Annotated in this window: 13 protein-coding genes and 1 pseudogene; 11 read left to right on the top strand and 3 right to left on the bottom strand. The window is 32.4% G+C overall.

What is annotated here, in order from left to right; genetic code table 11:
* Nucleotides 1–10: 10 nt before the first annotated feature.
* The 3 genes from ACY3JJ_RS07785 to argS are packed head-to-tail and all read right to left on the bottom strand — an operon-like array spanning nt 11 to nt 2,892.
* Nucleotides 11–562, bottom strand: a complete 552-nt coding sequence (locus ACY3JJ_RS07785; protein ID WP_463083624.1) for an HD domain-containing protein — start codon at nt 560–562, stop codon at nt 11–13.
* A gap of 26 nt (nt 563–588) precedes the next feature.
* Nucleotides 589–1,227, bottom strand: coding sequence for an MBL fold metallo-hydrolase (locus tag ACY3JJ_RS07780; RefSeq protein WP_463091488.1), 639 nt, complete (start codon nt 1,225–1,227; stop codon nt 589–591).
* A gap of 12 nt (nt 1,228–1,239) precedes the next feature.
* On the bottom strand, nt 1,240–2,892 hold the full coding sequence (gene argS, locus ACY3JJ_RS07775) for an arginine--tRNA ligase (RefSeq protein WP_463083552.1): 1,653 nt from the start codon (nt 2,890–2,892) through the stop codon (nt 1,240–1,242).
* Between the two features lie 132 nt (nt 2,893–3,024).
* Between argS and uvrC the strand changes: the two genes are divergently transcribed.
* The 11 genes and pseudogenes from uvrC (at nt 3,025) to ispF (ending at nt 14,771) form a co-directional block, all read left to right on the top strand.
* Nucleotides 3,025–4,803: an excinuclease ABC subunit UvrC gene (gene uvrC, locus ACY3JJ_RS07770; RefSeq protein WP_463091487.1), complete on the top strand. Its 1,779-nt coding sequence runs from the start codon at nt 3,025–3,027 to the stop codon at nt 4,801–4,803.
* 100 nt (nt 4,804–4,903) lie between these two features.
* Entirely contained in the window at nt 4,904–5,791 is an 888-nt protein-coding gene (gene pdxS / locus ACY3JJ_RS07765) for a pyridoxal 5'-phosphate synthase lyase subunit PdxS (protein WP_463091486.1), read from the top strand.
* Between the two features lies 1 nt (nt 5,792).
* Nucleotides 5,793–6,377 carry a pyridoxal 5'-phosphate synthase glutaminase subunit PdxT gene (pdxT, locus tag ACY3JJ_RS07760; RefSeq protein ID WP_463091485.1) on the top strand — a complete coding sequence of 195 codons (585 nt, stop codon included), beginning with the start codon at nt 5,793–5,795 and terminating at the stop codon, nt 6,375–6,377.
* On the top strand, nt 6,367–6,801 hold the full coding sequence (locus ACY3JJ_RS07755; RefSeq protein WP_463091484.1) for a UvrB/UvrC motif-containing protein: 435 nt from the start codon (nt 6,367–6,369) through the stop codon (nt 6,799–6,801). Before pdxT ends, ACY3JJ_RS07755 begins: the two co-directional genes overlap by 11 nt.
* On the top strand, nt 6,798–7,853 hold the full coding sequence (locus ACY3JJ_RS07750; protein ID WP_463091483.1) for an ATP--guanido phosphotransferase: 1,056 nt from the start codon (nt 6,798–6,800) through the stop codon (nt 7,851–7,853). The genes ACY3JJ_RS07755 and ACY3JJ_RS07750 overlap by 4 nt, the downstream gene beginning before the upstream one ends.
* 31 nt (nt 7,854–7,884) lie before the next feature.
* A complete protein-coding gene (locus tag ACY3JJ_RS07745; protein ID WP_463091482.1) occupies nt 7,885–10,350 on the top strand; it encodes an ATP-dependent Clp protease ATP-binding subunit in 2,466 nt (821 codons plus the stop codon).
* An 8-nt stretch (nt 10,351–10,358) separates the two neighbouring features.
* Entirely contained in the window at nt 10,359–11,708 is a 1,350-nt protein-coding gene (gene radA, locus ACY3JJ_RS07740) for a DNA repair protein RadA (protein ID WP_463083559.1), read from the top strand.
* Nucleotide 11,709: 1 nt separating this feature from the next.
* Nucleotides 11,710–12,768, top strand: coding sequence for a DNA integrity scanning diadenylate cyclase DisA (gene disA, locus ACY3JJ_RS07735; protein WP_463091481.1), 1,059 nt, complete (start codon nt 11,710–11,712; stop codon nt 12,766–12,768).
* Between the two features lie 262 nt (nt 12,769–13,030).
* Nucleotides 13,031–13,636 (top strand): annotated as a pseudogene (locus ACY3JJ_RS07730) (TRAM domain-containing protein); the annotation flags it as partial.
* Entirely contained in the window at nt 13,624–14,316 is a 693-nt protein-coding gene (gene ispD, locus ACY3JJ_RS07725; RefSeq protein WP_463091480.1) for a 2-C-methyl-D-erythritol 4-phosphate cytidylyltransferase, read from the top strand. The pseudogene ACY3JJ_RS07730 and the gene ispD, both read left to right, overlap by 13 nt.
* On the top strand, nt 14,277–14,771 hold the full coding sequence (gene ispF, locus ACY3JJ_RS07720; protein ID WP_463091479.1) for a 2-C-methyl-D-erythritol 2,4-cyclodiphosphate synthase: 495 nt from the start codon (nt 14,277–14,279) through the stop codon (nt 14,769–14,771). Before ispD ends, ispF begins: the two co-directional genes overlap by 40 nt.
* Nucleotides 14,772–14,786 lie beyond the last annotated feature (15 nt).

Here is a 14,786-nt window from a genome sequence, read left to right as displayed (position 1 = left end):
ACCTCTTTCCTTATAGGTCTAAATCGTTAGATACAGATTTCATTGCTTCTAAGCCTAAGGATATAAATTCTTCTAAGGATAATCCTATTTCTTCACATGATTTTATTTGTTCTCTATTTGCTCCTCTGGCAAAACTTTTCTCTTTAAATCTATTTAGAATAAAGTTTGTATCTAATGGTGCAAGTTTTTTTTCAGGATGTATAAGGGCTGCAGCCACAATTAGACCTGTTAAAGGATCCACAGCATATAGTGATTTAGCTAAAAGGGTTTCTCTTGGTAAGCCATGTATTTCATTGTGAGCTTTGATAGCATCAATTATATCTGAAGGAAGAGATACATCTTTTAAAATTTCTTCTGCTAAGAGACTATGTTTTTCAGGTTCTTTTTCTGTTAATTCATAATCAATATCATGTAAAAGTCCTGTGATTCCCCATTTCTCTTCATCTTCTCCAAATTTTCTTGCTAAAGTTCTCATTATAGCTTCTGTTGCTATCATATGCTTTATTAGATTTTTATTTTTCACATATATTGTTAGTTTATTAAAAGCTTCTTCTCTTGATATCATCTATGAACCTCCCTTAAAAGATGTTAATATGGAAGGACCCAAACTTCAGTATTTGTTGGTAATTTATTTTTTGTAATTTCTATCTCTTTTTCATCAAATTTTTTAATTGGATATTTTACCTTATTTAAGAATTCGTCAACTCTAGCAAGATCAAATTTAAGATGTGGGGTCTTGTAATGCATTGGTATTGCAATTTTAGGCTTTATTATTTCTAAGGTCTTTATAGCCTTATCAGCATCAATAGTATAGATCCCACCTACTGGTATAAAGAGTATATCCACATCTCCAATTCTTTCTTTATGCTCATCCGTTAAAGGATGTCCTAAATCACCTAAATGAAGTATCTTTATTCCATCTGTTTCTATTAGATAAATAGTATTGATACCTCTTTTTTGTCCCTTTTCCTCATCATGATATGTATTAAAGCCTTTTATCTTAACATTATGGATAGTAGTTTCTCCTTCTCCTTCTACAACAATAGGATTCCCTTTTAATAGATGTACTGCATTGTGGTCAAAGTGAGAATGACTTACTGTTACAATATCTACTTCTTCTTTAGGAATCTCATATCCTACAGAGGTATCAAAAGGATCGGTAAGGATTTTCTTACCTTCTGAATTTGTGAATACAAAACATGAATGTCCATACCATATTATCTTCATAAGTTTCACCCCCTACATTTTTTCTGGAGCTGAAACTCCTAATATATTTAAAGCATCTTTTATTATTATTCTGATACAATCAATTAGGGCTAATCTTGCTAAGGCAAGATCTTTATCTTCCACCAATACTTTATAGGAATCATAATAACCATGGAAGAGAGAGCTTAAATTAAGTAGATAAAATGGTAACTGATGAATTTCCAATGTTCTTGTTATATCTTCTAATTTTTCTGGATATCTCAAAAGAGTAAGTATAAGCTCTTTCTCTTTTTCTTCCTTTAACAATGAGAGATCTGCATTATCAAGGTCTGATAGGTTATGACCTTGAGATTCGGCATTTTTCAAAATACTACAACATCTTGCATGAGCATATTGAACATAATATACTGGATTTTCTAAGGATTGTTTCTTAGCAAGTTCCAAATCAAAATCCAATTGACTTTCAGGACTTCTTAAAAGAAAGAAAAATCTTATAGGATCTCTTCCAACTTCCTCTTGTACTTCGTCAAGAGTTATAAAATCACCTGTTCTTTTTGACATTTTTATTTCTTCGTTGCCTTTCATAAGTTTAACTACTTGTACTAAAATTATCTCTAAGATATCTTTGGAATAGCCTAAGGCTTGTATAGCTCCTTTTAGCCTTGTTACGTGGCCGTGATGATCTGCTCCCCAAACATCTATTATCCAATCAAAGCCTCGTTCAATCTTATTTAAGTGATAGGCTATGTCTGCAAGAAAGTAAGTAGGTTTTCCATCACTTTTTACTAAAACTCTATCTTTCTCATCTCCAAATTTTGTAGATGCAAACCATATAGCCCCATCTTTATAATAAGAAAAACCTCTTTTTTCAAGAATATCAAGTATCTCTTTAATTTTTCCGTTTTCGTGAAGAGTCTTTTCACTAAACCATACATCATATTCGACCCCAAAATTTAACAGGGTATTCTTTATATTCTCTAACATTCTTTTTAGTGCATAATTTTTAAAGAATTCTTTCTTTTCATTAACAGATAATTTTTCAATTTCTTCCTTTTTATTGAGAAGTTCTTTTGCTAAGTCAATAAGGTATATTCCATGATATCCTTCTTCTGGTAACTCATAATCCTTGCCTTGAAGTTGCATATACCGTGCATATAAAGATTCTCCTAAAAGATCAATTTGTGTGCCTGCATCGTTTATATAAAATTCTTTTTCTATATTCCAGCCTATTCTTCTAAATAGATTAGCTAATGAATCACCTATAGTAACTCCTCTTGCATGAGCAATATGCATAGGTCCTGTAGGATTTATACTACCAAATTCCAACTGTATTTTTTTCTTTTTAGGGGGTATTTTTACTAACTTATCTATGTTTTTTCTTATATCTTTAATGGTTTCCCATAGAGCCTTCTCATTTAGGAAAAAGTTTATAAAGCCAGGTCCTGCAACTTCAACTTTTTCAATAAAAGGAGAACCATCTAAAAATGTAACTAATTTTTCTGCTATTAATCTTGGGGGTTTTTTATTTTTTTGAGCTATTTGAAGGGCTACAGCTGTTGCATAATCCCCATATTCTTTCTGTTTTGGGACTTCTATAATAATTTCAATTCCATCAGTACTTATATTCTCAGTCTCTTCATATTTTTTTATGGCTTTTTCTACTAAATTTTGTATATGTTTTCTCATGCTTTTTTACTCCCTATAATTTATTTTGTAAAACTATTTTAATAATATAACCTATAACTTCTCAGGATGCAACTTTTAGTAAAAATTGAACTTTTATCTACACTGATTTAAAATTTATTTATGATGGAGGAAATGTATAAGAGAATAAAAGAAAAGATTGAGAATCTTCCAGATTCACCTGGGGTATATCTTTTTAATGATTATAATGGAAAAGTAATTTATGTGGGCAAGGCAAAAAATCTAAGAAAGAGGGTAATGTCCTATTTAACTGACGATTCTCCAAAAGTGAAATATATATTAAGAAAATCTAAGGATGTTAACTACTATGTTACCGATTCGGAAACTGAAGCTTTAATTCTTGAATCCGTTTTGATTAAAAAGTATAAACCTATAATGAATGTACAGCTAAGGGATGATAAACAGTATCCATTGTTAAAACTTACCATAAATGAGGAATATCCAAGACTGATTAAAGCAAGAAGATTTGAAGATGATGAGGCTAAATATTTTGGCCCATATCCTCAAAGTAGTACTGTAAGAGAAACCATATCTCTCGTTAAGAAAATATTTAATCTGAGATCTTGTAATTGGAACTTACCAAAAAGCAAGCCTAAAAGGCCTTGTCTTAATTATTACATAAGTAACTGTAAGGCTCCATGTCAAGGATATGTGAGTAAGGAAGAGTATTGGGATATGGTAAAAGATGTGCTTTCTTTTTTGGAAGGTAAATATGAAAGGATAATTGAAAAATTGTTTGTAGAGATGAAGAATTATTCAGATAATTTAGAGTTTGAGAAAGCAGCAAAAGTGAGAGATAAGATAAAGACTCTTCAGAATTTAGGTGAAAGACAAAAGATTATTTCTTTTAATAATGAAAACAAAGATCTTATTCAATTATATATAGAGGATCATAAGGCCAAAATTTTAGTATATCTTGTAAGAGAAGGTAAATTAATAGAGAAAAGAATATTTGTCTTAAATCTTTCTTATGATTTTGTTAAAGATGAAGTAATTAGAGCTTTTATTCTTCAGTATTATCTTAATAGGGAAATTCCAGATATTATTATAATTCCTCAAGAAATATCTTATGAAGATTTTGATATTATTAAGTATCTTTCTGAGAAGAAAGGAGCACCTGTTAATTTAAGACTACCTGCAAATGAAGATGAAAGTAAACTTTTAGAAATGGCTTTAAAGGATTTGAGTATTGAAAGCTTAAAATCAGAGAAGGTGTGGGGAGCCCTTGTAGAATTACAAAAATTGTTTGGGCTTGATGATATACCATTGTCCATAGAAGGTTTCGATATTTCAAATCTTCAAGGCAAGGAGGCTGTAGGATCTAAAGTTTTCTTTTTTAAAGGTTTTCCTGATAAGGGTAGGTATAGACGATATAAGATAAAGTACATAGAAGAACTTCCAAATGATTTCTTAATGCTTCAAGAGGTATTAAGAAGAAGATTAAAAAGGATAGATGTAGATCCCTTGGCAGATATTGTACTCATTGATGGGGGAAAAGGACAATTAAGCTCTGCCATGGAAGTATTTAATGAGATAGGTATAAAGCCTAAATTAATTATAGCTCTTGCTAAGGAAAATGAAGAGATTTTTCTTCCAAATAGATCAAAACCAATTATTCTTCCAAAGGATTCCCATGCTCTTCATTTATTACAACATGTAAGAGACGAGGCTCATAGGTTTGCAATCTCTTATCATAGAAAGCTTTATAGAAAAAAGATATTAGAGCCTTCCTTAATGAAAATTTCAGGGGTTGGCCGGAAGAGGTGGAAAATACTTATGGAACATTTTTCTTCTATAGAAGACATAAAAAAGGCTTCTTTAGAAGAACTAAAAAACATACCAGGAATTCCTGAAAAGGTTGCTGAAAAGATATATATGTATTTTAATGGGTAACTTTAAAGTATTTTTAATACTTTAACTTTTGACAATTTTTTATAAAAGGAGTATACATTTTAAAAAATATATTCCTTTTCCTTAAAGGAGGTTGTGAAATATGGAAATATTTACAGGAACAGATAAAGTAAAAAGAGGTCTTGCTCAGATGTTAAAAGGTGGAGTTATCATGGATGTTACTAATGCTGAGCAAGCTGAAATAGCAGAGGAAGCTGGGGCTGTTGCTGTGATGGCTTTGGAGAGGGTACCTGCTGATATTAGAGCCCAGGGTGGAGTGGCGAGAATGGCTGATCCAAAGAAGATAAAAGAGATAATGTCTGCTGTTAGTATACCTGTTATGGCTAAGGTAAGGATTGGGCATTTTGTAGAAGCTCAGATTCTTGAAGCCTTAGGTGTAGATTTTATTGATGAGAGTGAAGTTTTGACACCTGCCGATGAAAAGTATCATATAAATAAGCATGCTTTTAAAGTTCCTTTTGTTTGTGGTGCCAGAGATTTAGGAGAAGCTTTAAGAAGAATTGCGGAAGGCGCAGCTATGATACGTACTAAGGGTGAGGCTGGAACAGGAAACGTGGTAGAAGCAGTAAGACATATGAGACAAATTATGGATGAAGTAAGATCTTTAGTGTTACTACCTGATGATGAGTTGGTAACAAAAGCTAAAGAGTTAGGTGCTCCTTTAGAGGTGTTAATGGAAACAAAAAGGCTTGGAAGACTCCCAGTAGTAAATTTTGCTGCTGGAGGAATAGCTACACCTGCTGATGCAGCTTTAATGATGCATCTCGGTGCAGATGGTGTATTTGTTGGATCTGGAATCTTTAAGTCTAAGGATCCAAGGAAAAGAGCAAGGGCAATTGTTCTTGCGGTAACCTACTATGATGATCCTTATGTTTTATCTGAAATTTCTGAGGATTTAGGAGAACCTATGCCTGGTATTGACATAAGGAAGTTGAATGAGACTGAATTACTCCAGACAAGAGGTTGGTAAAATGAGAATAGGTATACTTTCTATTCAAGGTTCCATAATTGAACATAAAAATATGCTTAAAAAATTGGATGTAGATACTATTCTTATAAAGAAGCCTGAGGATTTGGATAAGATTGATGGAATCATCATTCCTGGTGGAGAAAGTACTACCTTTTTAACTGTCCTTGAAAATACAGGATTATTTAAAAAACTCCAGGATGCACTAAAGGCTGGCCTTCCTGCAATGGGAACTTGTGCAGGTTTAATTCTTCTTGCAAAAAGAATAGAAAATCACCCTCATCAGAAAACTTTGGGAGTTTTAGATATTACAGTTTCAAGAAATGCATACGGTAGGCAAAGAGAAAGTTTTTCCACTTATTTAGATATTCCAGCTATAGGAGATAAACCTTTTGAGGCCGTTTTTATAAGGGCACCTCAGATATTAGATGTAGGAAAAGATGTCAAAGTACTTGGAGTATTTATGGAAAAGCCTGTTTTTGTAGAAGAAAAAAGTATTTTAGGATTGACCTTTCATCCAGAGCTAACAGATGACACGAGAATACACGAATATTTTATACAGAGGTGTATTGGAAGGAATGAAATGTGATTTCTGCCATAAAAATTCAGCCATATATCTTTTGGAGATAAAGGATGAGAAAGGATTAAGAAAATATTCCCTTTGTAGGGAATGTTTGTATGAATATATTAAGAAGCTTTTCCAAATTGCCTTTCCTCATGATGAGGAAGAAAAGAGATGTCCTAATTGCGGAAGAACCTGGAAGAAGATAGAAGAAACAGTTATGGTTGGTTGCTATTATTGCTATTATGTTTTTAAGGATGAATTAGGAGAAATAATAAAGAGTTATCATGGAAACAAAGAACATAGGGGAAAAATTCCTAAGAATACTTCTAAAAAAGAAGATATACTTAGGTATAAAATAGAATTGTCGAAAGCAGTAGAAGAAGAGGATTATGAAAAAGCAGCAAAGTTAAGAGATTTCTTGAATAAATTGAATGAGAGGAGTGGATGAGAGAATTCTATTATAAGTATCTTAAGTGGATTGGAGAAGGCAATTTACATAAAGATATAGTATTAAGTACTCGGATAAGATTAGCGAGGAATGTTAGAGAATTTCCATTTCCAAATCAAGCTTCTGAACCGCAAAGAAAAAGGTTTATAAATAAGGTTGAATGGGTATTTAAAAATGACACTAAATTTAAAAAAGATTACGATTTTTTAAGATTGGAGAAATTACCTAAATTAGTATCTGAAGTTTTAATAGAAAAACACCTAATAAGTGAGGATCAGTTTAATAATCTATCTGGTACAGGTCTTATTGTAAGAAAAGATGGTAAATTGAGTATTAGGTTAAATGAAGAAGATCATTTCAGAATTCAGGTTTTAAGTGGCGGATTAGAAATTAATGAGAGTTGGAAAATGCTTCAATCTTTGGAAAACCACATTTCGGAATATTTTGATTTTGCCTTTGATAATAGTATGGGTTATCTTACCTCTTGTATAACAAATTTAGGATGTGGCCTAAGAATATCTTTATTGGTACATCTACCGGGTCTAACTTTTACTGGGAAAATTAAAACTCTTTTTAGGAGGTTGAGATCTTCTAAGGTTTTGATTAGGGGTTTTTATGGTGAGAATACTAAGGCTATAGCTAGTTTTTATCAAATTGCAAGTAAATCCTCTCTGGGTTGTAGCGAAGAAGAGTTAATAAAAAAAATGGAAGAAATAGCTTTAAAAATCGTCAATGAAGAAATAAAGGCTCGAGAATTACTTTTTGAAGAAAGGAGAAGATGGATAGAAGATATTTTTGGAAGAGCATGGGGTATTATAAATTATGCTAAATATTTAGAAAGTTTGGAGGCTATCTCTTTACTTTCTAATATTAGATTTGGTATTTTTTATAAAATAATAAATTTACCAATCAAATTATTAGATTTGTTATTGATATTAACGTTGCCTGCTCATTTACAAGTTAAATTAGGTAGAGAAATGGATTCTGAAGAAAGGGATAGGGTGAGGGCAGATTTATTGCATGATGTTTTCAAAAATTATAAAATAGATTAGGGAGGTGTCATGTTAAGGAGGTGTATAGAAAATGATGGATAAGTTGACGCAAAGAGCTTACAGAGTACTACTCTTAGCACAGGAGGAGGCAAGAAGGCTTAATTATTCTACTGTTGGTACAGAACATATTCTCCTGGGGTTACTCCGTGAGGATGGAGGCATAGCTGCTCAAGTTTTGATAAACTTGGGTCTTGATCTTAATTACCTCAGGAGTGAGATAGAGAGACTAATAGGTCGTGGTGATGGTACCTCCTATGGAGCACTTCCTTTTACTTCAAGGGCCAAGAAGGTCTTAGAGTATGCTTCTGAATCTGCGCAAGAATTGAATCATAATTATATTGGTACAGAGCATTTACTTCTTGGGTTGTTGAAGGAAGGAGAAGGTGTGGCAGCTCACGTGTTAGAGGGAATGGGAGTAAGGATAGAGGATGTTACAGTAGAAATACTTAAGTTATTAGGAGAACCAATTGATCCCGCAAAGGTAAAGGGAAGACAAATTGCTTCCCAGAATACAAATAAGAAGAAGAGAGCTATAACAGCCACCTTGGATGAATTTGGTAGAGATTTAACTCAGCTTGCAAGACAGGGCAAACTTGATCCTGTTATTGGGAGAGAAAAGGAATTAGAAAGAATAATTCAAATATTGAGTAGAAGAACTAAGAATAACCCAGTACTTGTTGGAGAACCTGGAGTAGGGAAGACAGCTATTGTGGAAGGATTAGCCCAAAAAATTGTGGAAGGAGATGTACCAGAAACATTGTTAAATAAAAGAATTGTAGCTATAGATATGGGTAGCATAGTAGCTGGTACAAAGTATAGGGGTGAGTTTGAGGAAAGAATGCAGAGAATAATAGAAGAAGTAAAGATGGCAAAGGATGTAGTTTTGTTTATAGATGAGATTCATACCTTAGTTGGAGCTGGAGCTGCTGAAGGAGCTGTAGATGCAGCTAATATTTTAAAACCTTCTTTAGCAAAAGGAGAAATTCAAGTTATTGGAGCAACAACTCCCCAAGAATATAGAAAATATATAGAAAAAGATGGAGCTTTAGAAAGGAGATTCCAACCTGTTATAGTTAATGAGCCAACTCCAGAAGAGACATTGGAAATTCTTAAGGGATTGAGAGAAAAATATGAGATTCATCATAGGGTTAAAATTTCTGATGAAACATTAGAAGAGGCTGTTAAACTTTCTGTAAGGTATATCACTGATAGATTTCTTCCTGACAAAGCTATAGATGTAATAGATGAGGCAGCTGCAAGGGTCAGACTGAAAAGACAGAAATCTACCGCTCATAGTAATTTAGAATTGGAACTTGCAAGAATAAGAGAACAAAAAGAAATAGCTATCAGAAATCAAGCTTTTGAAAGGGCTGCTCAACTCAGAGATGAGGAAAGAAGAATTGAAGAATATCTTAAGAATTTCTTAGCTACCACGTCTATTGAGAATGAAGGAGTGGTAACTCCAGAGGATGTAGCTCAGGTAGTGGCAAGCTGGACTAGTATACCTGTAGCACAACTTCTTATGGAAGAAAGAGAAAGATTACTCAGAATGGAAGAAGAACTTCATAAGAGAATTATTTCTCAAGATGAGGCTGTAAGTGTTGTGTCAAGGGCTATAAGAAGATCAAGATCTGGTTTGAAAGATCCAAGAAGACCTATAGGTGCATTTATGTTCTTAGGTCCAACAGGTGTTGGAAAGACTGAGCTAGCAAGAGCTTTAGCTGAGTACCTTTTTGGAAATGAAAATGCTTTAATTAGATTAGATATGTCTGAATATATGGAGAAACATACTGTATCAAGACTTATTGGTGCTCCTCCTGGATATGTAGGATATGAGGAGGGTGGTCAGTTAACGGAAAAGGTTCATAGAAGACCTTATTCTGTTATCCTATTTGATGAAATAGAAAAAGCCCATAGTGATGTTTTTAATATATTGCTGCAAATAATGGATGAAGGACAGCTTACAGATGGACATGGAAGAAGAGTTAATTTTAGAAATACCATATTAATAATGACATCTAATTTTGGCGCTGAATACTTCAAACAAGAAGCTACAATAGGGTTTGCCTCAAAAGAGGATCGAGAAAAATCCTTTGATAAGATAAAGGAAACTATCCTTTCGGAAATGAAGAAATATTTCAGACCTGAATTCTTGAATAGATTGGACGAGATTGTCTTCTTTAGACCATTAACAAGGGAAGATCTTAGAAAAATATTAGATCTTCTTTTGAAACCAGTTAGAGAAAGATTGAGAGAAAAGAAATTAGATATAGAACTTTCTGATGATGTAAAAGAATTCTTATTAGAAAAAGGGTATGATCCTCAATATGGTGCAAGACCATTAAAGAGAACTATTCAATATTATATTGAAGATCCACTTGCTGAGTTTATCCTTCAGGGTGATTTTAATGAAGGAGATATTATAAAGGCAGAACTTAGTAAAGATGGTAATATTGTTTTCAGAAAAGTCACTTTAGCAAAGGAGCCATCTAAATAAAAATGTAAATGACGAAAATCAAAACTAAATTTGTATGTCAAGTATGTGGATACGAAAGTATAAGATGGTTTGGCAGATGTCCTAACTGTCAAAGTTGGAATTCCTTTATAGAAATTTCTGAAAAGGAAAGTAAGACATTAAAAGGTGAAGAAAATTTAAAAGTTGTAAGATTAGATTCTATATCACAACTAGAAGAGAAAAGACTACAAAGTGGGTTAAGAGGATTTGATTTTATATTGGGAGGGGGGATTGTTGAGGGAGCTGTAATTTTATTAAGTGGAGAACCAGGGATAGGAAAATCTACTCTACTTTTACAAATTGCTGTTGCTATTCAGAGTAAAAATGCAAAGGTTTTATATTTATCGGCAGAAGAGACTCTTTCGCAAGTAGGAATTAGGCTTAAGAGAGTTTCAAAAAATAGTTCAAATCTTCAAATAGATTTTGTATGTGAAAGGGATATTGAGGCGATTTTACCCTTTATAGAAAAATCTGATTATTCTTTGGTAATTGTGGATTCTATTCAAACTGTTTATTCCTCTGAATTTCCTACATCTCCTGGTAATGTAGTTCAAGTAAGGGAATGTACTAATAAGATGGTAAATTTTGCAAAAAAAACAAAGATCCCTGTAATTTTAGTAGGCCATGTAACAAAGGAAGGAGATATAGCAGGTCCAAAATTATTAGAACATTTAGTGGATGTGGTCTTGTATCTGGAAGGGGAAAGATATAGTGATTTGAGAGTACTTAGGGTTGTAAAAAATAGGTTTGGACCAACTAATGACTTTCTGCTTTATGAGATGAAGGATGAGGGTTTAATTGAAGTTGAAGATATTTCTCAAAGATTACTTGAGAATAGGAATTTAGCTATATCAGGATCAATAGTTATACCAATAATGGAAGGTACAAAGCCTTTATTAGTTGAAGTACAAGCATTGGTTAGTAAAACCAATACAACGTATCCAAGAAGAATTACATCAGGAATAGATTTGAATAAGGTAATACTTCTTTTAGCTGTTTTAGAGAAAAAACTTAGAATTAATTTTTCTGATAAAGATGTTTTTCTCAATGTAGTAGGAGGCTTAAAAATTGAAGAGCCTGCAATTGATTTAGGGATAGTGTTGGCCATACTCTCTGCTCTAAAGGATAAACCTCTTCCCCATGATTTGATAGCAATAGGTGAGATAGGATTAGGAGGAGAAGTAAGAAGTATACCACATTTAGAAAAGAGAATTTTGGAAGCAAAGAAATTTGGTTTTATAAAAGCAATAATTCCTTCTAAAAGTAAAATTATAGATCAAGAGGATTTTTATTTCATTCCTGTTTCTAATATTTTAGAAATAGAGAAGGTGTGGGGTTAAAATGGCAGAGCCAAAAAAATTTGTTGTACAAGCATTGAAGTTTGTGGCTCCAGGTACACCCTTAAGGGAAAGCTTAGAGCAGATTGTAAAAGCAAAAACCGGAGCATTAATAGTAATAGGAGAGTCAGAGAAACTTAAACCAATTATGAATGGTGGATTTCCATTAGATATAGAATTTACCCCCAATAGGCTTTATGAGCTTTCAAAGATGGATGGAGCAATAATACTGAGTAAAGAAGCAAAGAAAATTCTTTATGCAAATGTGATATTATTACCTGATCCCAATATTCCTTCTTCTGAAACAGGAGCAAGACATGCTACAGCAGAAAGAGTGGCAAGGCAGATAGGATGTTTAGTTATTAGTGTTTCTCAAAGAAAGGATACGATTACTCTTTTTCAGAATGATTGGAAGTATGTTCTAAGAGATGTAGGAGAAATATTAACTAAAGCCTCTCAAGCGCTTCAAACTATGGAAAGATACAGGAATATATATGATGATCTTTTGAATAGGTTAAATTCTTTAGAATTGGAAAATCAAGTCAACCTTTATGATGTGCTTATATTTTTGCATAGGGCATGTATGCTATTCACAATTCATAAAGAAGTAGAGAATTATCTTATAGAACTTGGCATAGAAGGAAGGTTAATTGAAATACAGTTAGAAGCTTTACTTGCAGGTGTTAAGGAAGAGACAATTTTGGTTATAAAAGATTACAAGAGGAAGCCTACTGAAGCAGATGAAATTTTGAAGGAGCTTTTAGATAATTTCAAAGGAAATTTTCAAGAGTTTGCTATAGTTGCAGGTGAGATATTGGGATACAAGAAAGAAGAGATAGAAATAAGTATATTAGTAACACCAAGAGGTTATAGAATTCTAAATCGAATAACATCTATTCCGTCTGCTATTATTGATAATATTGTAGAATATTTTGGTAGTTTGCCTAAAATTATAGAAAGTAGTTTCGAGGATCTTGATAATATAGAAGGGGTTGGGGAGGTGAGAGCTAAAAAAATAAGAGAGGCTTTAAGCAGGTTACAAAGAATTTCTTCAGTTTTTTAATATTTATTTTTTTAGGGGATTTATTTAAATATTTTATTTTTTGGGGGACTGAGATTTTATGAAAAAACTTTGGAAATTATGGTTTATAATAGTTTCTTTGTTATTTGTAGGTCTCTTAGTTTTTTCATTCATGTCTTTTTTTTATAACAAATGCAATACTCTTTATATATTAAATTTTATTTTTGCCTTTTTAGTCTTTGCTATATATATTTATTTTATTTTCAGAATGAGGTTTTTTGATTTTAATAATTTCCCGTATGTAAAAATACTTGATACAAGTGTAATTATAGATGGAAGAATAGTAGATATATTGAAGACAAATTTTATAGAAGGGAAAATAATTATTCCCCGCTTTATTTTAAAGGAATTGCAACAACTCGCTGATTCTTCAGAATCTTTAAAAAAGAATAGGGGAAGATTTGGACTTGATAATCTAAATCAAATAAGAAAAGAATTGGGAGATCAAGTAGTAATTGTAGATATGGACTTTCCTAAAATTCAAAGTGTGGATTCTAAATTGGTAAAGTTAGCGAAACTTTTGAAAGGTAAAATAGTAACTAATGATTATGGATTAAATAAACTTGCTAAAATAGAAGGTATAACGGTGTTAAATATAAATGAGTTATCGAATGCTGTAAAACCAATATATTTACCAGGAGAAGAGCTTACTCTAAATATTGTTAAAGAAGGAAAAGAGGCTGGACAAGGGGTTGCCTATTTAGAGGATGGAACTATGGTGGTAGTGGAAAATGGAAGAAAATATATAGGACAAACTGTAAAAGTTGTTGTTACAAGTGTATTTCAAACTGCTGCAGGAAGACTTATCTTTGGTAGGGTAAGGGAGGATAAGGATCATTGGAAAAAATAGTAGGTATAATTGTGGCTGGAGGAAAGAGTGTAAGATTTGGGGATGATAAACTTCTTGTGGGAATTAAAGATAAGCCTCTGATTTACTATTCTTTGAGGACTTTTGATAGGGTCAAAAGAATATCAGAGTTAATATTAGTAGTTAGAGAGGATAAGATAAATTTTTATCAAGAAAAGATTAAAGAATGGAATTTATCAAAAAAAATAAAATTAGTAGTAGGGGGCAAAGAAAGGCAACATTCTGTCTGTAATGGGATTAGGAGTATCGAGGAACCATGTGAATATGTAATAATACATGATGCAGCAAGACCCTTTGTAAAGATAGAGAATATAGAGAAATTAATAGATTTTTGTATTGAAAGAAAAACTTCTGGTATTTTAGGTATCCCTTCAAAAGATACAGTAAAGTTAGTAGATGAAAAAGGAAGGGTAGAGGCTACCTTAGAAAGAAAAAAGATATGGCTTATTCAAACACCCCAAATGTTTCCATATAATTTATTATTAGAAGCTCATAATAAGGCTCTTCAAGATGGATTTTTAGGCACTGATGATGCTGTATTATTAGAAAGATTGGGTTATCCAGTATACATAGTGGAAGGAGATCCTTTTAACATAAAAATTACTACAAAGGAAGATTTAATATGGATAGATTACATTTCCAAAATATTAGAGTTGGTTTAGGTTATGACGTACATCCTTTTGAAGAAGGAAAAGATTTATATATAGGTGGGGTAAAGATTCCTTATCCAAAGGGATTAAAGGGACATTCTGATGGAGATGTACTTATTCATGCTATCTCGGATGCTCTTCTTGGTGCCTCTGGACTTTATGATATTGGATATTATTTTCCAAATACGGATATAAATTATAAAGGCATATCAAGTATACTCATACTGGAAAAAGTAAGAAGTCTTTTAGAGGAAAGAAAGATAAAAATTATTAATATTGATGGTATGATTATTGCAGAAGAGCCAAAGGTTTTATCTTATAGAGAAGCTATTATTGAGAAAATATCTTTTACTTTAGGAATAGATAAATCAGCTGTTAATATAAAGGCTACTACTAACGAAGGATTGGGTTTTATTGGGAGAAAAGAGGGAATTGCAGCCCTTGCAGTAGTTTTAATTGCATATTGAATAAAAGGAGAGTTT

The sequence above is a fragment of the Dictyoglomus sp. DH genome, assembly GCF_055181375.1.
Note: the sequence above shows the minus strand (reverse complement) of the source record. Positions and strands in the feature narration are given on the sequence as shown.

Coding starts and splice junctions, on each gene's coding strand:
- ACY3JJ_RS07780 (WP_463091488.1), bottom strand. CDS start 1,227: ATGAAGATAATATGGTATGGACATTCATGTTTTGTATTCACAAATTCA.
- argS (WP_463083552.1), bottom strand. CDS start 2,892: ATGAGAAAACATATACAAAATTTAGTAGAAAAAGCCATAAAAAAATAT.
- uvrC (WP_463091487.1), top strand. CDS start 3,025: ATGTATAAGAGAATAAAAGAAAAGATTGAGAATCTTCCAGATTCACCT.
- pdxS (WP_463091486.1), top strand. CDS start 4,904: ATGGAAATATTTACAGGAACAGATAAAGTAAAAAGAGGTCTTGCTCAG.
- pdxT (WP_463091485.1), top strand. CDS start 5,793: ATGAGAATAGGTATACTTTCTATTCAAGGTTCCATAATTGAACATAAA.
- ACY3JJ_RS07755 (WP_463091484.1), top strand. CDS start 6,367: ATGAAATGTGATTTCTGCCATAAAAATTCAGCCATATATCTTTTGGAG.
- ACY3JJ_RS07750 (WP_463091483.1), top strand. CDS start 6,798: ATGAGAGAATTCTATTATAAGTATCTTAAGTGGATTGGAGAAGGCAAT.
- ACY3JJ_RS07745 (WP_463091482.1), top strand. CDS start 7,885: ATGATGGATAAGTTGACGCAAAGAGCTTACAGAGTACTACTCTTAGCA.
- radA (WP_463083559.1), top strand. CDS start 10,359: ATGACGAAAATCAAAACTAAATTTGTATGTCAAGTATGTGGATACGAA.
- disA (WP_463091481.1), top strand. CDS start 11,710: ATGGCAGAGCCAAAAAAATTTGTTGTACAAGCATTGAAGTTTGTGGCT.
- ispF (WP_463091479.1), top strand. CDS start 14,277: ATGGATAGATTACATTTCCAAAATATTAGAGTTGGTTTAGGTTATGAC.